15 protein-coding genes and 1 tRNA gene are annotated in these 19,458 nt (G+C 63.5%); 15 read left to right on the forward strand and 1 reads right to left on the reverse strand.

What is annotated here, in order from left to right; genetic code table 11:
* The first annotated feature begins 685 nt into the window (after nucleotides 1-685).
* The 5 genes from HMPREF2944_RS03710 to HMPREF2944_RS03730 all read left to right on the forward strand — a co-directional run bounded on the left by HMPREF2944_RS03710 (nucleotide 686) and on the right by HMPREF2944_RS03730 (nucleotide 6,833).
* The gene (locus HMPREF2944_RS03710) at nucleotides 686-1,558 is read left to right on the forward strand and encodes a phage holin family protein (RefSeq protein ID WP_049332834.1); all 873 of its coding nucleotides are present in this window, start codon (nucleotides 686-688) and stop codon (nucleotides 1,556-1,558) included.
* Nucleotides 1,559-1,885: 327 nt separating this feature from the next.
* Nucleotides 1,886-3,091 (forward strand): glycosyltransferase, encoded by a 1,206-nt coding sequence (locus tag HMPREF2944_RS03715; protein ID WP_070680621.1) that lies wholly within the window; start codon nucleotides 1,886-1,888, stop codon nucleotides 3,089-3,091.
* Between the two features lie 179 nt (nucleotides 3,092-3,270).
* Nucleotides 3,271-3,344, forward strand: a tRNA-Ile gene (locus HMPREF2944_RS03720).
* A 266-nt stretch (nucleotides 3,345-3,610) separates the two neighbouring features.
* Nucleotides 3,611-4,543 (forward strand): hypothetical protein, encoded by a 933-nt coding sequence (locus tag HMPREF2944_RS03725; protein ID WP_070680624.1) that lies wholly within the window; start codon nucleotides 3,611-3,613, stop codon nucleotides 4,541-4,543.
* 10 nt (nucleotides 4,544-4,553) lie between these two features.
* Nucleotides 4,554-6,833, forward strand: coding sequence for a flagellar motor protein (locus tag HMPREF2944_RS03730; protein ID WP_070680627.1), 2,280 nt, complete (start codon nucleotides 4,554-4,556; stop codon nucleotides 6,831-6,833).
* A gap of 167 nt (nucleotides 6,834-7,000) precedes the next feature.
* On the opposite strand, the gene HMPREF2944_RS03735 is transcribed toward HMPREF2944_RS03730, so the two are convergent.
* Nucleotides 7,001-7,603 (reverse strand): M23 family metallopeptidase, encoded by a 603-nt coding sequence (locus HMPREF2944_RS03735; protein WP_083313068.1) that lies wholly within the window; start codon nucleotides 7,601-7,603, stop codon nucleotides 7,001-7,003.
* Nucleotides 7,604-8,127: 524 nt separating this feature from the next.
* On the opposite strand from HMPREF2944_RS03735, the gene rpsB reads away from it, so the two are divergent.
* From rpsB to HMPREF2944_RS03785, 10 genes are all read left to right on the forward strand, one after another.
* Entirely contained in the window at nucleotides 8,128-8,925 is a 798-nt protein-coding gene (rpsB, locus tag HMPREF2944_RS03740; protein WP_049332822.1) for a 30S ribosomal protein S2, read from the forward strand.
* A gap of 150 nt (nucleotides 8,926-9,075) precedes the next feature.
* A complete protein-coding gene (gene tsf, locus HMPREF2944_RS03745) occupies nucleotides 9,076-9,906 on the forward strand; it encodes a translation elongation factor Ts (RefSeq protein ID WP_049332821.1) in 831 nt (276 codons plus the stop codon).
* Between the two features lie 187 nt (nucleotides 9,907-10,093).
* The gene (pyrH, locus tag HMPREF2944_RS03750) at nucleotides 10,094-10,837 is read left to right on the forward strand and encodes a UMP kinase (protein WP_049332819.1); all 744 of its coding nucleotides are present in this window, start codon (nucleotides 10,094-10,096) and stop codon (nucleotides 10,835-10,837) included.
* Nucleotides 10,838-11,102: 265 nt separating this feature from the next.
* On the forward strand, nucleotides 11,103-11,660 hold the full coding sequence (gene frr / locus HMPREF2944_RS03755) for a ribosome recycling factor (RefSeq protein WP_049332817.1): 558 nt from the start codon (nucleotides 11,103-11,105) through the stop codon (nucleotides 11,658-11,660).
* Nucleotides 11,661-11,739: 79 nt separating this feature from the next.
* Complete coding sequence (locus HMPREF2944_RS03760) at nucleotides 11,740-12,585, forward strand: phosphatidate cytidylyltransferase (protein WP_070680630.1); 846 nt, start codon at nucleotides 11,740-11,742, stop codon at nucleotides 12,583-12,585.
* A gap of 227 nt (nucleotides 12,586-12,812) precedes the next feature.
* On the forward strand, nucleotides 12,813-13,400 hold the full coding sequence (locus HMPREF2944_RS03765) for a DivIVA domain-containing protein (RefSeq protein ID WP_070680633.1): 588 nt from the start codon (nucleotides 12,813-12,815) through the stop codon (nucleotides 13,398-13,400).
* Nucleotides 13,401-13,583: 183 nt separating this feature from the next.
* Nucleotides 13,584-14,909, forward strand: coding sequence for a 1-deoxy-D-xylulose-5-phosphate reductoisomerase (gene dxr / locus HMPREF2944_RS03770; RefSeq protein ID WP_070680635.1), 1,326 nt, complete (start codon nucleotides 13,584-13,586; stop codon nucleotides 14,907-14,909).
* Between the two features lie 428 nt (nucleotides 14,910-15,337).
* The gene (locus HMPREF2944_RS03775; RefSeq protein WP_070680638.1) at nucleotides 15,338-16,693 is read left to right on the forward strand and encodes a M50 family metallopeptidase; all 1,356 of its coding nucleotides are present in this window, start codon (nucleotides 15,338-15,340) and stop codon (nucleotides 16,691-16,693) included.
* Nucleotides 16,694-16,867: 174 nt separating this feature from the next.
* Nucleotides 16,868-18,010 carry a flavodoxin-dependent (E)-4-hydroxy-3-methylbut-2-enyl-diphosphate synthase gene (gene ispG / locus HMPREF2944_RS03780; RefSeq protein WP_049332807.1) on the forward strand — a complete coding sequence of 381 codons (1,143 nt, stop codon included), beginning with the start codon at nucleotides 16,868-16,870 and terminating at the stop codon, nucleotides 18,008-18,010.
* Nucleotides 18,011-18,322: 312 nt separating this feature from the next.
* Nucleotides 18,323-19,390, forward strand: coding sequence for a GNAT family N-acetyltransferase (locus tag HMPREF2944_RS03785; RefSeq protein ID WP_246826247.1), 1,068 nt, complete (start codon nucleotides 18,323-18,325; stop codon nucleotides 19,388-19,390).
* The last annotated feature ends 68 nt before the right edge of the window (nucleotides 19,391-19,458 follow it).

Genomic DNA, 19,458 nt, shown 5'->3' on the forward strand with positions numbered 1-19,458 from the left:
TCTGGCTCGAACCAGTAACCACTCCGCCATACGCAGGCGCTGGGGCGCCTGCTCCAGGCTCCGTCTGGTTCGAGTCCAGCGCAACAGTGGCATACGGGGTGGTTGAGATTTTTGGTTCCTCGCGCGCTCGGAAAATCTTCGCCTCGCTGGTTCGAGTCCAGTCGGAACGTTCCCTCTAAGCCGTGAACCAGTAACCACTCCACCCTACGTGAGCGCTGGGGCGCTCCCTTCGGGCCCTCGGGCTTACGCCCTCGGCGGGATAACGGTTTTTACTTCCTCGCGCGCTCGGAAAAACCGTCACCCCGCTGTATCGAGTCCAGAGCAACAGCGAATTACGGAGGGAAACAAAGATGATTCCTCGCGCGCTCGGAAAAACCGTCACCCCGCTGTGTCGAGCCCAGTCGAAGAAAGGGAACGGCGAACCGTTTTTCGCCCGCCGCCGTCGCCGAACTCCGACAGGTTCCCGCCGCCGGTGAGCACCCGCCTCCGGCCCTCTTAGCGCAGGTCGCGGGCAGTCTGTTTCTCAGCTCGCGGCTGAACCTCACCCCTCAAAAAGTCGAAAATACCCCAAGAGATGGCCGTAACCTCCGTTCAAACGGTCACGAACACTTGGGGCGAGGGGCTAAAATATAGGAGGTGGAGTGCGAATCAGAAGCCTCCAAACACGAGTCACGGAGAGGTGGTCATGACCACTACTACTAATCCCAAGGCACCCAAGGGGTTCTTTGCTGGCATCAGCGGGATTAAGTCCGGCGTCGCGAACATCATCGACGCTGGCAAAACCTTCAAGTCCCTCGGCCCCAGCCAGGTCAAGGACGAGATCCAGATTGCAAAGCACGAGCTGAAGACCAAGGGCATTGCCGTTGGTAAGGGCGCAGCTTTCTTCGGCGTTGCTGCCGTCTTCGGTCTCTTCCTCATCATCGCCCTGGTTGCTGCCGCAATCCTCGGTCTCGGCACCGTCATGCCGTACTGGGCATCGGCACTGATTTTTGCCCTCATCTTCCTGATCGTCGTGGCCATCTGCGCGCTGGTCGGCCTCAAGAAGGTCAAGGCGCAGCTGCCCTTCAAGCCTGAATCCGCAATCTTCGGTCTGCTTTTCGACCTCGGCGTGCTCAAGGAAGGCACCGCCATGTCCGCTGAGCGCCTGAAGAAGGAACAGGCAGAGCGTGCCGCTCAGAAGGCTAAGGAAGCCGAAGAGGCTGCAGAACGCGCCCGCAAGGAAGCCGAAGAACGCAAGGCTCGCGGCGAAGAGGAGCCCAAGCCGCCGACCTTCGAAGAGCTCAAGCAGCGCACCGCAGAGCGCCGTCAGCACCTGGCCGCCCTGCGCGACGACCTGCAGTCCTACACCGGCGACGTTCAGGCCAACACCCAGCAGGCTCTGGACGCTCTCAAGGCAGTGCCCTCCGAGGTTGCCGCAGGTGCAGCAGCAACCGGCCGCGGCCTGGCAGAGAACGTGCGCAAGCCCGAGGTTCTGCAGGCTCGCTGGAAGTCCTTCGCAGCGCTGGGTGCATCCATTGCGACCGTCCTGCACTTCCTCAACCGCCTGGTCCGCCGCTAAGCGAATTACCGCCCACGCGCGACCACCGGTCGAGTAACAAACGCCCCGACAGGCCCCGCCCGTCGGGGCGTTGTCGTACCCGAGAAACCCGCAACCTGCCTCCGCGGGGGCGGTAGCTACCTTTTTGGGGCAATTCCCAGGGGCCAACCCGCCCCGCAGGTCGGATAACGCGGCGAGTCCCCGGTAGAATGGACAAATGTCGTGCACCACAGGATGCCCCCTCCGCGCGCGGCGACCACAGGCAGATACGGCACACAGGAACGGTTCCGGCGTTAGCCGCCACCCAACCCAGTCACCGACACACTACACCCGATGAGGAGCCCCGTCATGGACCAGGCAAAGACGATTCTGATTGGCGCAGAGACCTACCCGCCGGATATTAACGGCGCGGCACAATTCGGGCACCGCCTCGCAAACGCCATGCTCAAGCGAGGCCACTCCGTGCACGTGGTAGCCGCCAGCCCCATCCCCGGCCCCAGCTACCGCACCGAGGTCGAGGGCGGCATCGTTGAGCACCGTCTGCGCTCACACCTGCCCCCGACCCACGAGACCAACCGCATCTGCGTGCCCTGGGAGATCTGGTCCGAGGTCGGCAAGATTCTTGACGAGGTACGCCCCGACGTCGTGCACGTGCAGTGCCACTACATCATCGGCCGAGCCCTCATCTTCCAGGCGAAGCGCCGCGGTATTCGCGTTATCGCCACCAACCACTTCATGCCCGCCAACCTGGACCCGTTCCTGCCCTTCCCCGCACCCGTCAAGCGTCTGATTGACCGCTGCACCTGGAAGGACATGCGCTTCTGCTTCGCTCGTACCGCCGTGGTCACGACTCCCACCCAGATTGGTGCCGATGCAATGCGCGACCTGGGCCACTTTACCCACCCCGTCATGCCCGTCTCGAACGGTATCGAAATTAGCGACTACGAGCTGGCCGAGGGCACGGATATCGGCAAGGTCCCCGGCGAGCTGCGCATCGCCTTCGTGGGCCGCCTGGCCGAGGAGAAGAACGTGGACGTTCTCATCGAGGCCTTCTCGATGCTGCCCGACTCGTACGACCACGTGGTACTGGATATCTCCGGCGACGGCGAGCTGCGCGAGGCCCTCGAGCAGAAGGCGCACGACTGCGGCGTGGCCGACCGCGTGATTTTCCGCGGTTTCGTGCCCGACGATCAGCTGCCCGAGGTCTACCAGATGGCCGACATCTTCTGCCAGCCCGGCACCGCAGAGCTGCAGTCCCTGGTCTCACTGGAAGCAATGAGCGCCTCCACCCCGGTGGTTCTCGCTAACGCCCTGGCCCTGCCCCACCTGGTCGAGCAGGGCGTCAACGGCTACCTCTTCGAGCCGAATAACGCGAAGGACCTGGCGGAGAAGCTGGAGGCAATCATCTCCCTGCCCGCTGAGGAGCGCGAGCAGATGGGCCGCGAATCCCGCCGCATCGTGGGATTCCACAGCGCAGAGAACACCTGGCGTACCTTCGAGGAGCTCTACGTGAGCGACGCGCCCTACGAGCGTTACCTGGCTTCCCGCCGCTAACGGTCCCGAACGGTTCAGGGCTCCCGGGGCGGCCCGTTCCCAGCCCGCTTCGTCGTGGTCGGCGAGCGGGGGAGCGGAGCGCCGAGGACCGGATCGCAATGTTTTTCACTCTGGGAGTGCCTTCGGGTACCCTAGAAGATGGTGCGCTCGCGAGATAATAGGCGATGCCTGCACCGGATGGGGAGTTAGCTCAGCCGGTTAGAGCAGGGGACTCATAATCCCTTGGTCGCGGGTTCGAGCCCCGCACTCCCTACGGCCCCGTCCGTCGACTTCACCCACTTGTCGACGGGCGGGGCTTTCTGCGTCTGAGATATAGGATGCTCGTATCGGTAGGCGTTGAGGTGACCCCCCCCTAGTCCCGCCCTAGGTTTAGATAAATGACCGCGCGGAGAGCGCACCTGCGGTTGATAAGGTACTGTGGAAGAGTCTCATGTAAAGAGAGACCGTGATTGCACCTTGGGTACGGAAGATACCGGTAGGCTCGCATCATTGACAGACACACCATACGAGAGGATCTCAATGTCAGAGAACACTCCCCACAACCCGCAGCAGGGAGATTCTGCCGCAGCGGGCTACGGCTACGATGCTGGAGCCCGACCCACGCAGGATGCTTCGCTGGCGGGCCAGACCGCGCAGGCAGCTCAGCCGGCGCAGCCCACCCAGCCGGCTCAGCAGGGTGCTCCCGCCCAGGGCGCGCAGCCTCAGCAGCCCGCCGGCCAGCCGATTCCGCCGGTCCAGGGCCAGGCCTACCCGGGTGCTCAGCCCGGTCAGCCCGCGCAGGCGGTCTACGCACCCGCCGCGCCGAACCCCTTCGTGACGGCTCTGCGTGCAAGCTGGGATGCGTTCCTGGAGGTCTTCGCCGGCAAGCCCGGCCCCGCACAGTCCCGTCTGGCCGCCTCCGGCCTGTGGGGTTGGGCTATCCCCAGCCTTCTGCAGGCCATTATCTCGGCGTTCTTCCTCACCCAGCTGTCGCTGGGCTTCGTGAAGTTCGCAGTGCGTGATGCCTACGCCCTGGTGGCTTACAAGATTACCTTCGGTCAGGTCTTCCTTGCCTTCCTGGTGTTCCTCGTAGTTTCTGCCGTGGTGCTGATTCTGCGCGGCGTGCAGATTCTGCTGACCGCTCGCATCGGTAAGGCTCCGGCGAACTTCTCGTCCTCGATGCAGGTAGTGGCGGTTTCGTGCCTGCCCCTAATCCCCACGTACATTCTTCTGAGCCTGGTGGCTCTCTTCATGCGCGGCGTCAGCAGCAACGAGGGCTTCGGGTTCATCTTTGTGCTGCTGGGCCTGGTGATGTCCTTCGCAGTGTTCTCGGGTGAGGCACTCATCTACCTGGGTCTGAACCGTCTGGGCCGCTTCGCTAAGTCTCCGGTCATCATGCACGCGCTGCTGAGCACCGCGTGGGTGCTCGCCGTGATGGTTGTGTACTTCATTACCTTCCGCATGCTCAACTAAGGAAACCCGTATGCAGACTCTGACTTATTCCGTTCAGCGCGGCTCCCGCCAGCGCTGGATGCTCCTGGCCGTTCTGCTGACCATTGCGGCCCTGATTCTGAGCGCCTGCGGTGCGAAGATTGAGACCCAGCTTGGCCTCGAAAGCGCCGATAAGGGTGTTCGCACCATGCAGGTTTCCTTCGACCTCAAGGACAACCAGGACAAGATCAAGGGCGGCACCCAGGCTCTGGACGCCTCCCTCCGCAAGCACCTGCCTAGCGGCCTTGAGTACGGCGGTATCCAGTCCGAGGGCGACAAGGCCCGCGCGACCTTCACCCTGCCCTTCTCGTCGATTGACGAGTACCGCTCCAAGGTGGCCAGCATCCTGAAGGCTTCCGGCACCGATACCGAACCGCAGATTAGCATCATCAACTCCAGCCAGGGCCTGGTGCAGGGCATCCAGGTGAAGGAGAACTTCACCTCGAAGGAGCTGCTGGGCTGGGTTCCGGAGGCCCTCGTGGTCGACGGTGTGATTGAGTCCTCGCGTAAGAGCAGCGTGTTCAGCAGCGACGGCGACACCACCGTGAAGTTCGGCGATAAGGAAGTGAAGAACTCCGGCGGTTCCACTATTTCCGCTAAGGACGTGCAGGACCGCGGCTTCAAGGGCGTTCTGATTCAGGCGTCCGAGAAGGATGGCGGCTACGACGTCGTGATTTCCTTCATCGCTAAGGAAATTATGAGCTCCGAGACTTCCTCTGCGGTCGACGCATTCCTGAACCAGGTCAAGCCCGACGGTGCTGAGCTGAAGAAGGGCCTGGACGCTTCCGAGGCAAAGAGCTACGCTCCCTCCGCTTCGACGAACGCCGCCAAGGAAGAGATTGGTCGCACCATGACCTTCCACGCCTCCTCCTCGCAGGACCTGAGCGATAAGATCAAGAAGGTGCTCGGCGCAAGCACCACCGACCTGACCTTCACTCGCGACGTGACCGAGGAATCCCACGTCTTCAAGGTTGAGAAGACCGTCTCCGGCACCCTGGACTGCTCCCTGCTGTGCTCCCCGGAGGGCTACGGCGTTGCCCTCTCGCTGAAGAACAGCGATGGTGACAGCTACAGCAGCGCTTCCTCGAGCTCCTCCAGTTCTTCGTCCAGCACCTCGAACAAGACGATGCCCACCTTCACCCTCGTCTCTTCGAAGACCGTGACGATGAAGAACGTGAAGATGGCGACCTCCCTGGGTCTGGACGGCTCGATGGAGGCACGCATCCTCTACTCCTTCCCCACGAGCGACATCGCCGGTGCTGAGCAGAAGCTCAAGGACTCCCTGGCCGGTGGCGGCGATGACGAGACCGAGGTTCGTCAGGACGGCGACTCCACCATCGTGAGCGTGAAGATTCGTGGCAAGGACCAGGATGAGTTCAACCAGCGTCTGGGCTCCTACCTGAACGGCTCGAAGATTACCGTGACTCGCGAGGGCGGTTACCACCCCTTCGGCTCCGACTACACGGTGCGCCCCGAGGTCAACCCGGCTTCGAAGATGGGTAGTAGCTACTACCAGGTGCCCTTCGAGTTCACCTTCAAGGCCCCGGCCTTCTCCTCGCTGGATCAGCAGAAGGTGCGCACCGCGAACCCCCGATACGTGGAGGCGGGCATCGAGTTCACCGTCAACGGCGGCGAGCTGAGCATGAAGAGCGATCGCGGCGTGTTCGCGACTCGCGACCTGCAGATTCCGGCTTCCGGCCTGAGCATGACCGACCTGATCGTGAACGGCATTATCCTGGCTCTGGTTCTGGCCGGCCTGATTCTGCTGTTCCTCTTCCGCAAGAAGATTGCGGCCGCCCGCGCGAAGGGCCGTGAGCGTCGTGAGGCAACTGCCGCCGCTTACGCTGCGACCGCTCCCGCCGCGGCCGGTGCTGCTGGCGCAGCCTATGGCGCCGCTCAGGGTTACGCCGCTCCTGCTCAGGGTGCTCCGGCCCAGGATGCATACCAGCAGCAGGCGGCATACCCGGCACAGGGAGGCTACCAGCCGCAGCAGGGTGCCGCTTACGCTGCCGGGGACGACTCGCCCACGCAGGTCTTCAGCCCCCAGGCCGTAGCCCAGCCCGGTGCAGCCCAGCCCGGTGCAGCCCAGCCCGGTGCGGCCCAGCCCGGTGCGGCCCAGCCCGCGCAGGGCGAGGCCGACCCTACGGTTGCCATGCCCGCTCAGGCTCCCGCTCAGGATGCTCCGCAGCAGCCTGCTCAGCCGCAGTACGGTCAGCAGCAGCCCGCCCAGCCGACTCAGTTCGGCGATACTGACGGCGATGTGCTCCAATAGGTAGCGACCAACCTCCGGACGTAGCTCCCCACCGGGAGCGTAGTTCAGTGCGAGGTTTGTGGCCCGTTGTCTCCCAAAGGGAGACGACGGGCCATCGCTGTATCCAGCAGCCTACGGGAATCACCCACTCCCGGGGGAGGGGAGAGAGAACATCACCGCGGCCGGGGCTAGTACCCGCCCGGTACCGGAAGCAAAATACTGGGATCTTGCGAACCCAGCAGGCTCATGGGGTTCACGTATTCGGCCTCGCGCCCGCTGCCGTCCCCGCGGGCACCTCCCTGACGCACGCCCCAGTACAGGCACGGGGTGGAGCATCGCCGGTAGGGACGCTCACCGTTCTCGCCAGCGCTCTCCGGGACGGCGACGGTGCCGACGGCATCCCCGGCCGTTACCTCGGTGCCGACCGGGAGCGCCTCATCCATGGGTTCGAAGGTGCTGCGCCGCCCGTCCGGATGGGCGATGACCAGCACTTTTCGGTTGACGACCGTACCGCTGAACACCACTTTTCCCGGCGCCGGCGCGTAGACGTGCCGGTCGCGGTCGGGCACGGCCAGATCCACCCCGCGGTGCCCGGCGCTCCAGCGCTGGGCGGGTTTCTCGAAGGGGTGGATAACCCGCGGGGCGGAGTCCGCGGTAGGGGAGCGGTAGCGCGTGCGGCCGGCGACGAGCTCAACGGCGTGTGGACCTGCACCGCCCGAAGCGTGGGGGCCCGGCGCTTCCGTTACCGAGGCGGCAACAGCCTCGGCTACCTCAGCACCCGTTTCGTTCATATAGCTCTGGCTGCCCGCACCCAGCAGGCAGCAGGTCAGGAGGGCAAGACATCGTAGCGCTCGCTCTAGGGTTTTCAATGCGGTCTTCATAGATCGAGCTCATCATGTATCCGATGGAGCCGCCACACCGCGTCGAGAAATGTGGATAAACCCGCCGGTTTCGGTAGAAAATCCTTGATCCACAGTGCCGCTCAACACAGCGGAACGGCAGGGAAGGGCGTTAAGCCTCTTCTTGCGGATTAATCGCGGAATATACGGTACAATGTCGTATTGCAGTGCGCCTGCGCGGGTATTCTCCCTCATCGAGGGATTCCGCACAGCATCACTGACGACGCGCGGCGTGAGCGGCATCCTCAAACGGGGAGCCGATAAGGGACCTTCAGTCCACCCATACGGGGTGGTTAGGGCCTGAGCTGAACGGGTAACCGTGAACGCTAACCGCCGCCAGGAAAAACTGATAACTACTATGCGCGCGTTGGGCTAGCCCGAATGGGAGGTCCGCGCGGCACCACAAAGGAGACGACATGCCCGTCGTAACTATGCGTGAAATGCTGGACTCCGGCGTTCACTTCGGTCACCAGACCCGCCGTTGGAACCCCAAGATGAAGCGCTTCATCCTGACCGAGCGCAACGGCATCTACATCATCGACCTGCAGCAGTCCCTCGCCTTCATCGACAAGGCATACGAGGCTGTTAAGTCGACCGTCGCACACGGTGGCAACATCCTGTTCGTGGGTACCAAGAAGCAGGCTCAGGAAGTTATCGCTGAGCAGGCAACCCGCGTGAACATGCCCTACGTGAACCACCGCTGGCTCGGTGGTATGCTGACTAACTTCAGCACCATCTCCAAGAGCATCGAGCGCATGAAGGAACTCGAGCAGATTGACTTCGACGATGTGGCGGGCTCTCGCTACACCAAGAAGGAACTGCTCCTGATGCGTCGCGAGTTCGAGAAGCTCGAGAAGACCCTCGGCGGTATCCGCAACCTGACCAAGGTTCCCTCCCTCCTGTGGGTCGTTGACACCAAGAAGGAGCACCTGGCAGTTAACGAGGCTCAGAAGCTGGGCATCCCCGTTGTTGCTATCCTCGACACCAACTGCGACCCCGACGAAGTTGCTTTCCCGATCCCCGGTAACGACGACGCTATCCGCTCCGTCAACCTGCTGACCCGCGTGATTGCTGACGCTGTTGCAGCCGGCCTGATCGAGCGCAACGCTAAGAAGAACGGCAAGACCGAAGCAGCTGAGGAGCCCATGGCAGCTTGGGAGCGCGAGCTCCTGGAGCAGCACGAGGCTGCAAAGGCTGAAGAGGCCGCTAAGTAAGCTTTCTTAGCCCACTAAGCTTTATGCTTTGTGGCCCCCGCCCGCGGGGACCACGTTCGGACGGCGCCCGCCCTGACCTGGGCGCGGCGCCGTCCGCCATAGTACCACCGGGAAATTTCCCGATTATTACAGCAACACAAGGAGTTCACAATGGCGAACTACACCGCAGCAGACATCAAGGCACTGCGCGAGAAGACCGGCGCAGGTATGCTCGACGTCAAGAAGGCTCTGGACGAGGCAAACGGCGACCAGCAGAAGGCTGCCGAGATTATCCGCGTTAAGGGTCTGAAGGGCATCACCAAGCGCGAGGGCCGCGCAACCGCTGAGGGCCTGGTGGCTGCACGCGTCGAGAACGGCGTTGGCTACATGGTTGAGGTCAACTCCGAGACCGACTTCGTGGCAAAGTCCGACCCCTTCATCGCTTTCGGCCAGAACGTGCTCGAGGCCGCTATTGCCGCAGACGCTTCCACCCTGGAAGAGCTGAAGGCTGCAACCTACGAGGGCAAGACCGTTGAGGAGCTGACCACCGACGCTGGCGCACTGCTGGGCGAGAAGATTGTTGTCCGCCGCATTGCACGCGTTGAGGGCGAGAACGTTGCAGTGTACCTGCACAAGACCTCCAAGGACCTGCCCGCACAGGTTGGCGTTCTGCTGGCTGTCTCCGGTGAGAACACCGACGAGATCGCACACGACGTTGCAGTCCACATTGCTGCAATGAGCCCCAAGTACCTGGACTCCGAGTCCATCCCCGCCGACCAGGTTGAGACCGAGAAGCGCGTTGCTCGCGAGACCGCAATCGCCGAGGGCAAGCCCGAGAAGATTCTGGACAAGATCGTTGAGGGTCGCCTGAAGGGCTTCTTCAAGGAGAACACCCTGCTGGATCAGGACTTCGCAAAGGACTCCAAGAAGTCTGTTGCACAGGTCCTGTCCGAGGCTGGCGCAACCGCAACCGCATTCGCTCGTTTCCGCGTGGGTGCATAAGGAACGACCGCACGTTCTGCGTCTAAACCGATTCGCTTCGATAAGGGGCGAAAACTGAGGTTTGGATTATAGCGTTGAGCCGGGTAGTCACCAGTGGTGGCTACCCGGCTTTGCTGTATCCTTGATAGGGACCGGGCGGCCTAAACCCGCCCTCATAACTCTTCGAATAAAAGCCACTGGAGGAACCATGACTGAAGCGAATCCCCGCCCGATGCACCGTGATGATACCGGCCGCCGCCGCGTGCTGCTCAAGCTCTCCGGTGAGGTTTTTGGCGGCGGTGAAGTTGGCATCTCTACCGAGGTGGTTCGCAGCATCGCCAAGCAGATTGCCGCAACCGTCGGCGAGGTTGAGACCTCCATCGTGATCGGTGGCGGCAACTTCTTCCGTGGCGCCGAGCTCTCGCAGGCCGGCATGGACCGCTCCCGCGCGGACTACATGGGCATGCTCGGCACCGTCATGAACTCCCTGGCCCTGCAGGACTTCCTGGAGCAGGAGGGCATTGACACCCGCGTTCAGTCCGCCATCACCATGCCGCAGGTTGCAGAGACCTACATTCCCCGCCGCGCCATCCGCCACATGCAGAAGGACCGCGTCGTGATTTTCGGTGCCGGTGCGGGTCTGCCCTACTTCTCCACCGACACCGTGGCCGCCCAGCGCGCCCTGGAAATCCACGCCGACGAGGTGCTGGTCGCCAAGAACGGTGTGGACGGCATCTACACCGCTGACCCCAACAAGGACCCCAACGCTGAACGCCTGTACAACCTCACCTACGACGAGGCAATGCAGCGCAACATCCGCGTGCTGGACCAGACCGCGTTCTCCCTGTGCCGCGACAACAACGTGACGATGCGCGTGTTCGGCATGCAGGGCGAGGGCAACGTGACCCGCGCGATTCTGGGCGAGAAGATGGGTACCCTCGTCACCCGCTAGGGGCGCATCCGGCCCGCCAAACCGCGCTTTCGGGCGCGCAATAACGTCACGGTACCGAGCGGGTAGAGCCTAACTCGCCCTGCCCGCCGGTACCGTCTAAACTGATAGAAACCACGGCGTTCATCATCTTTCGTATGTGTTCATGCCTCCTCCGCATATTTGGGGTCTGACGCCCCGGAGTGCGTGCGGCAGAGAAACGGGAGGGTGAGGAACGCGCCCCACCGACAATTCTGCACACCAGAATTACGACTAAGGAGATCCTTCCGTGATCGAAGAAATCCTTGCCGAAGCCGGCGAGAAGATGGAAAAGACCATCGAAGCAACCAAGACCGAGTTCGCAAAGGTCCGCACCGGCCGCGTGAACCCCGCCATCTTCAGCGGCCTGACCGCCGAGTACTACGGCGCTCCCACCCCTCTGCAGCAGCTGGTGTCCTTCAACGTTGAAGACGCACGCACCGTCAAGATCGTTCCCTTCGACGTGACCGCCCTGGCCGCCATCGAGAAGGCACTGCGCGACTCCGACCTGGGCGTTAACCCCAGCAACGACGGCGCCGCAATCCGCGTGGTCATGCCCGAAATGACCGCCGAGCGCCGCAAGGAGTACACCAAGCTCGTTAACCAGAAGGCTGAGGAGGCACGCATCTCGATCCGTAACGTGCGCCGCCATGCCAAGACCTCCATCGACAAGCTCGTCAAGGACAGCGAGATTGGTGAGGACGAGGGCGCACGCGCCGAGAAGGATCTGGATGCTCTGACCAAGAAGCACGTCGAGCAGATCGACGCTCTGTACAAGCACAAGGAAGCCGAGCTCCTCGAGGTCTAAATCCTCATCACGACACGCAACGAAGCGAAGGAAGGGACAGCAGCGCACGCCGCTCTGCCCCGCCAACCGGGGACAGAGAATGAACACTACTTCTGAGAATGCTAAGCCCGCCTCCAAGGCAGGCCGCAACCTACCCGCCGCCATTGGCGTGGGTGTGAGCTTCGGCCTCGTCCTGGTGCTGGGCCTTTTCATCCAGCCGGTCCTGGTGGCTTTTGCCGCCGTGGCCGTCGGGATAGGCGTCTGGGAAGTGGCTACGGTCTTCAACACCCGCCGCGGCTACGGCATCCCCGCCGTCCCGCTGGGGGTCCTCTCGACGGTGTCGGTGGCCTGCGGTTACGCCGCGGGATTCGGCGGACTGTGGCTTGCGGTGGGCGCGACCCTGCTGCTGCTTCTGCTGGCTTCGTATGCTTCTCGGGCCGACCGCAGGGTGTCGCCGCTGAGGTCCTGGGCCGGCGGCCTGCTGGCCGTGCTGTGGATTCCCCTCATGATGGGTACCGCGATGGTGTACTTCCGGAGCGAGCACGGCGTGCAGGGAATCCTCATGATCCTGCTCATGGCCGTCAGCAACGACACCTTCGGCTACATCGCCGGCGTGAACTGGGGCAAGCACCCCATGGCGCCGCGAATTTCGCCGAAGAAGAGCTGGGAGGGCCTGACCGGTTCCTTCGTCGGCTCGGCCTTGGTTGCTTCCATCGCTTTTGCCGTGATGGGTTCGCCCTGGTTCTGGGGTATTCCCTTCGCCGCGGTGATGGTGATTGCCTCCACCGCCGGCGACCTGGTGGAATCCGTCTTCAAGCGCCGCATGGGTGTGAAGGACATGTCGAATATCCTACCCGGCCACGGCGGCATGATGGACCGCCTCGACTCGGTTCTGTTCGCGGCCGCCGCCGGCTGCCTCATCTTCGCCTTCGTGATGCCCCTCTAAGGGCGTGACGTTTAGCGGGGTGTTTCTCTCCCACAGCGGGGGAAGGGCACCCCGCTTTGCGTGCCGGAAGGCTCGTACCGGGTCCTGCGCATCCGGGCGGTCTGGGTAGGCGTTGGCGCGCGCGGCGGCGGATGCACGGTGTGCATCTGAGACATGGCCCGCAGGTTCTTGCACGATGCGGCCTTGACGTTGGTATTCTTAAAGCTCAATCGTTGAGAGGAGTCACCTTGGCCAGCACCACCCGCGGAGGCGGATTTGCCCGCGCCGGAGAAACCGAACCCGGCTACAAGCGCAGCGAAGTAGACCGCCTCTTCACCCGCCTCGCCGAGGACTACGAAAAGCTCAGCGGAGCAGCCGAGCTCCCCGAAGATCTCTACACCTCCCGACGGATTCGTCAGGTCATCTTCCGCGAGGAGCCCGGCGGCTACAAGCTCGACGTGGTTGATCGCGCCCTCGAAAAGATTGAGGAGCGCTTCGCCAAGCTCGAGCGCAGCCGCTACATCGAGGCGTACGGCCTGGACAACTGGGAACGCTCCCTCGTGGAGACCGGTGAGCTGCTCGCCGGCCGCCTGGAGCGTCCCGCCGGTGAGCGTTTCCGCCGCCCCAGCAAGCGCCGCTACATGGGCTACTTCGTTGGCGATGTGGACGCCGTCTGCGACCGCGTGTATGCCCAGCTCAACAGCGAAGAGCCCCTCGACCCTTCGGTCGTGCGCCACGCGATGTTCCGCCCGGCATCGGGCACCGTCAGCTACGACGAGGCGCAGGTGGACGCCTTCTTGGACCGCTGCATCGAGCTACTGCAGGACCTGCTCTAAAACGTATGTGTTGAATCCCCCGCCCCGGACGACAGGGTGGGGGATTCTTCTATGCTGAGGTCTTATGTACTGAGGTCTTCTATGCTGAGGTCTTATGTATTGAGGTCTTCTACGCGGAAGGGTCTATGCGGAGGCGAGCCAGCGTGCCGCAGCGAAGCCGCGAGCTCGTGAGACACTAGAACCATGAAGTTTGGATCCTCAGAACGCGTCGGCGGCAGCCGCGACCGCCTCACCGACGCCCTCACAGAACTCACCCGCGCACCGCAGCGCGTCACCCTCCTCGGCTCGACCGGCTCCATCGGCACCCAGGCCATGGAGGTCATCGACCACCTCGCCGCGCTCAAGGGCACCAGCGCCTCCGCAGCCGACGCACCGCTGAAGGTCGTCGCCCTCTCGGCGGGCTCTCGCTCCCTCGAGCTGCTCGCACGCCAGGCCGTGCACGTGCGAGCCGAACTGGTCGCCACCAGCGGCACCGCCGAAGACGCACAGCGCCTGCGCGAACTCATCGAGGCGGCAGCCTCCGAAGCCTGCCTCACCGGCTACGCCCCGCAGATTGCTCACGGCGCCGAAGCCTCCGTACAGGCGGCAGCGCACCCGGCAGACACCGTCCTGAACGGCATCACCGGCTCCATCGGCCTGGAACCGACCCTCACCGCCCTCAACAGTGGCTACCGCGTGGCACTCGCCAACAAGGAATCCCTCATCGCAGGCGGCCCGCTCGTACGCGCCGCCGTGGACGCCTCGGCCCTGGACATTCCCATGGTGCCCGTCGACTCGGAGCACTCCGCCATCGCGCAGGCGCTCGCCTCCGGAACCGACGCCGAAATCGACCGACTGATCCTCACCGCCTCGGGCGGCCCGTTCCGCGGCTACAAGCGCGAGCAGCTGCACGACGTGACCCCCGCACAGGCGCTCGCACACCCCACCTGGGACATGGGTCTGGTCGTCACCACCAACTCGGCAACCATGGTCAACAAGGCGCTCGAGGTGCTTGAGGCACACCACCTGTTCGGCGTGGACCTGGACCGTATCGACGTGGCGGTTCACCCGCAGTCCATCGTGCACTCCATGGTGCAGTTCGTGGACGGCTCCACCATCGCGCAGGCGTCGCCGCCGAGCATGGTTCTGCCCATCGCGCTGGGTCTGACCTGGCCGCACCGCATCCCCGGCGCCGTGCCCGCGTGTGACTGGTCGAAGGCCGCATCCTGGACCTTCGAACCGCTGGACGAGGAAGCATTCCCCGCCGTGCGCATGATCAAGGACGCCGGTAAGGTCGGCGGCACGCACCCTGCTGTGTTCAACGCCGCCAACGAGGAAGCCGTGGCAGCATTCCACGCGGGCGCGATTCGCTTTACCGACATTGTCGATTCGGTCGCACGCGTGCTGGAGGAGCACACCGGCAGCGCCGAGGCTGTTTCTGACGCTGATTTGACGCTGGAAGCTGTGCTGAACGCGGAGCGTTGGGCTCGCGTTCGCGCGAATGAGCTGCTGGGCATGACCGGCAACTAGCCGGTTCTGAGGCGGTATTCGCATTTCTATGGGATGCGGCCGGTGCGGACCTTCCTACGCTCCTACAGGGGAACCCACCCTCTCGGGCGCTCCGCTCTCTCCTTGCTTCGCTGCGGAGAGCACCCGAGAGGGTACCCTGATGTCGCTTCCGGAAGGTGCACCGGCTCGCTCTGGCAGTGCTTGGGTGCGCGGAGGGGCGGTGTCGTCCGAAGTGACATCAGGGTGCCCGAAGCGAAGCGAGGGCGGGTGCCCCTGTAAGAACGAGGACGAACACCGCCCCTCCACATGCCCGCATCTCACCGGAGGGAAGGGTATAGCGTACCCACCCACACCGTCCTGCATGGTCACATGAGGCGGGGGAGGGTGCCTTCACAGGCTAAGCGAGTATCCTAGAAGCTTCGTATCCCCGAACCGAAACGAGAAAAAGCGTGGAAATCCTGCTGTACGCTGTGGGCATTATCCTCATGGCAATCGCTATTGCCGTCTCGATTGCCCTGCACGAGGTGGGGCACCTGGTGCCCGCGAAGCTGTTCAATGTGCGCGTTCCGCAGTACATGATTGGCTTCGGTAAGACCGTGTTCTCTTTCCGTCGCGGCGAGACCGAGTACGGTTTCAAGGCGATCCCGTTGGGCGGTTACATTTCGATGATTGGCATGTACCCGCCGAGCCCCACCGAGGTGAAGGAGCACCATACGGAGGGTCATTCGGGGAGTACGAGCCCCTTCGCGTCCCTGGCTGAGGAGGCGCGTGCGGCGGATGCTGAGCGTCTGAAGCCCGGTGATGAGGACCGCCTGTTCTATAAGCTGCCGGTGCTCAAGCGCATGGTGATTATGCTGGGCGGCCCGACCATGAACCTGCTGATTGGTGTGGTCTGCACGGCTATTTTGGTGTGCGGTTTCGGTACGGCGCAGGTGACGAATAAGGTTTCGGCGGTGTCTGAGTGCGTGCCGAGCGTGAGCGTGACCCATGATTCGATTAGCTACGGCGAGTGCACGGATAAGTCCACCCCCTCGCCCGCGAAGGCTGCCGGCGTGCAGGTGGGTGACCGCGTGGTTGCCGTGAACGGCACGTCGACGGGTTCGTGGGAGGCGGTGTCTTCGGCGATTCGTGCGGCGGGTTCTCACCCGAGCACCCTGACGGTGGAGCGTAATGGCCAGCGCCTGGACCTGTCGGTGACTCCGGTCGAGATGATTCGCCCGGTCTCTGACGGTAAGGGCCAGTATGCGCGCGCCGAGGACGGCTCGATTGCGACGACCCGCGGCGGTTTCGTGGGCGTTTCCCCGTCGAGCGAGCTGGTGCCCGGTTCCATTACCGAGGTCCCCGGAATTGTGGGGGATACCCTCGCCAAGGTGGGTTCGTCGATGTTGTCGCTGCCGCAGCGCGTGTGGGATCTGGCGGTGACCCTGGTGACCGGTGGTGAGCGTAGCGCCGAGTCGCCCGTGTCGGTGGTGGGTGTGAGCCGCATTGCCGGTGAGGTGACGGCCACCGACCGCATCGACCTGAAGTCGAAGGCCGCGATGCTGGTCTCGCTGGTGGCGAATATGAACCTGATGCTTTTCGCGTTCAACCTGATTCCGCTGTTGCCGCTGGACGGCGGCCACGTGCTGGGCGCCCTCTGGGAGGGCGTGCGTCGCTTCTTCGCGCGCCTGACCGGGCGTAAGGATCCGGGCCCGTTCGACCCGGTGAAGCTTCTGCCGCTGACCTACGTGGTGGCGGGCGCGTTCATCCTGATGTCGGTGGTGCTGATTATCGCCGACGTCGTCAAACCGATCACCCTTTTCTAAAGGGGAAGTTTCGCTCTCTTCGCACTGCCTAAAAGATGTGATGTTACGCGCGGTAAGGGTACCCGTATTAGTGGTTTCTTTCGCGTCAGTGGCACAATAAAAAGCTGAAAGAAAGACGCATAACCGTCTTTCACAACTCATGTATGGAGGAAAACCTTGTCGGTCAGCCTTGGTATGCCGAAGCCCGCTCCCGCGGTTCTGTCGCCGCGCCGTAAAACCCGCCAGTTCAAGGTGGGCTCCGTGGGTGTTGGCTCTGAATCTCCGATTTCCGTGCAGTCGATGACGACCACGAAGACCCACGACATTGGCGCGACCCTGCAGCAGATTGCGGAGCTGACCGCTGCCGGCTGCGATATCGTGCGTGTGGCCTGCCCGACCGATAAGGACGCCGAGGCTCTGCCCATCATCGCCAAGCAGTCCCGCATCCCGGTGATTGCCGACATTCACTTCCAGCCGAAGTACGTGTACGCCGCTATTCAGGCTGGCTGCGGTGCCGTGCGCGTGAACCCGGGCAACATCCGTAAGTTTGACGACCAGGTCAAGGAAATCGCGCAGATGGCTTCGGACCACGGCACTTCTCTGCGCATCGGCGTGAACGCCGGTTCGCTGGATAAGCGTCTACTGGAGAAGTACGGCAAGGCCACCCCGGAAGCCCTGGTGGAGTCCGCCGTGTGGGAGGCTTCGCTCTTCGAGGAGCACGGCTTCCACGACTTCAAGATTTCCGTGAAGCACAACGACCCCGTCGTGATGGTGGAGGCGTACCGCCAGCTGGCTGAGCGCGGCGACTGGCCGTTGCACCTGGGCGTGACCGAGGCCGGTCCGGCGTTCCAGGGCACCATTAAGAGCTCGGTTGCGTTCGGTATTCTGCTGTCCGAGGGCATCGGCGACACGATTCGCGTGTCCCTCTCCGCCCCTCCGGTGGAGGAGGTGAAGGTGGGCTCGAAGATTCTGGAGTCGCTGAACCTTCGCCCCCGCAAGCTGGACATCGTGTCCTGCCCCTCCTGCGGTCGTGCGCAGGTGAACGTGTGGGAGCTGGCCGAGAACGTGACCAAGGGCCTGGAGCACATGAAGGTTCCGCTGCGCGTGGCCGTGATGGGTTGCGTGGTGAACGGTCCGGGTGAGGCTCGCGAGGCCGACCTGGGCGTGGCCTCCGGTAACGGTAAGGGCCAGATTTTCGTGAAGGGCGAGGTCATCAAGACCGTGCCCGAGGATCAGATCGTTGAGACTCTGATTGAGGAGGCAACCCGCATTGCCGCCGAGATGGAAGCTTCGGGCGAGTACGTTCCCGAGGGTTCCCCGGCCGTTTCGGTGAGCTAATCGGTTAGCCCCCAACCCATAAAATTCATGCACGCGAAGGCGTCCTCCACGCGAGGGCGCCTTCGCTGTTTTTCTTCATCCCGGCTGTTTTCTTCGTCCCCGTGGAAGAAACCAGGTCGCCGAAGGTGCTTTGCCCGGCGGCGACAGCGTATTCTTGGAGTACGCGCTTTTGGACGCGTGTATCCGCTCACTCTCACCCGTTATCCGTTCATGTTCACTCATTTTTTCTCCCGCTCTCCCTTCCGCCGCAGGCCGCGGCACGCACAGGAGGCCCCTCCCATTCCCGAGCCGCACGACCCCTTGAAACACCAGGTGTTCGTCCTGGATACGCACTGGCGCGACGGCCTGGAGGAGATTCTCTTCGGGGACCCGATTCCGAACCTGTACCCCATCGAGCACTACGCGGCCGTTCCGCTGCCCAAGTCGGCTCCGCCCATCCCCCTGCAGCACTACCAGGGGTTCGTGGGGTGCGCCCGCGGCGACACGCTGTGCTGCGTGGTGCTGCTGGGCTCGAACGTGGTGCCGGTGCGCCTGTGCTGCGCCTACGAGGAGGTTCCCGGAGGCGGTGATTGCGCCGAGGAGGGGAGCATCGGCGCGCTGCACCGTGACGCCCTGGCCCAGCTGCTGTTGCAGGTGGGGGCGCGCACGGACTCGATTTTTGGCGAGAGCGATTACGTGATGCCCCTGTGGGAGCGGATGCAGCAGATGGCGGAAGAGACGGAGAGGCCTTCCTCGAGCGTTCCGCTGCTACACCTGATTCAGCCGAGCCTGAGCGATGTCTACGATCCGCGCACGCGCGTGCTTTCGGAACGGCCCGTGCAACCGCTACTCTACCTGCCCCCGGAGGAGGACCTCACGGCCCTCTACGAGGCGCCCCTACCCTCCCTGCCGGAGAACCTGCCGCCCCCGCAGGATCCGCTGGAGCTTGACCGCCCGGTCGAGAGCGTCGGCTACGCGCGCCTGGCCACCGTGGAGGACGAGGAGCGGCTGCTGGTCGCGGCGGCCGCCATGTTCACCGAGGAGGTGGGCTTCGACCCGATTGCCCGCTACGGTGACGGCTACCGCGCCCGCCTGCACGGGCTGATTCGCGCGAAGCGGTGCGCAATCGTGACGGACGCCTCCGGCCGCGTGATTTTTAAGGCGGACGCGGGCATCGCGAGCCTGGACACCGCGCAGGTGCAGGGCGTGTGGATGCACCCGGACTACCGCGGCCTGGGCCTGGCAAAACCCTTCTTCGCGGCGGCCTCGCGGGTGCTGCAGCGCCGTTACAGGCACCTGAGTCTCTACGTGAACGACTACAACGCGGCGGCGGTGGCCCTGTACAGCGGCACCGGTTGGGTGCCGATTGGCCGGTTCTCGACCATCATCTTTGAGAATTAGCCGCTCGGACGGTTGCGGGGCACCGCGCCGCCGTTCCCGGGCTTTACGAAAACGCTATAGAATTAAAG

The sequence above is a fragment of the Rothia sp. HMSC072E10 genome, from assembly GCF_001813965.1.
GTDB lineage: Bacteria > Actinomycetota > Actinomycetes > Actinomycetales > Micrococcaceae > Rothia > Rothia mucilaginosa_A.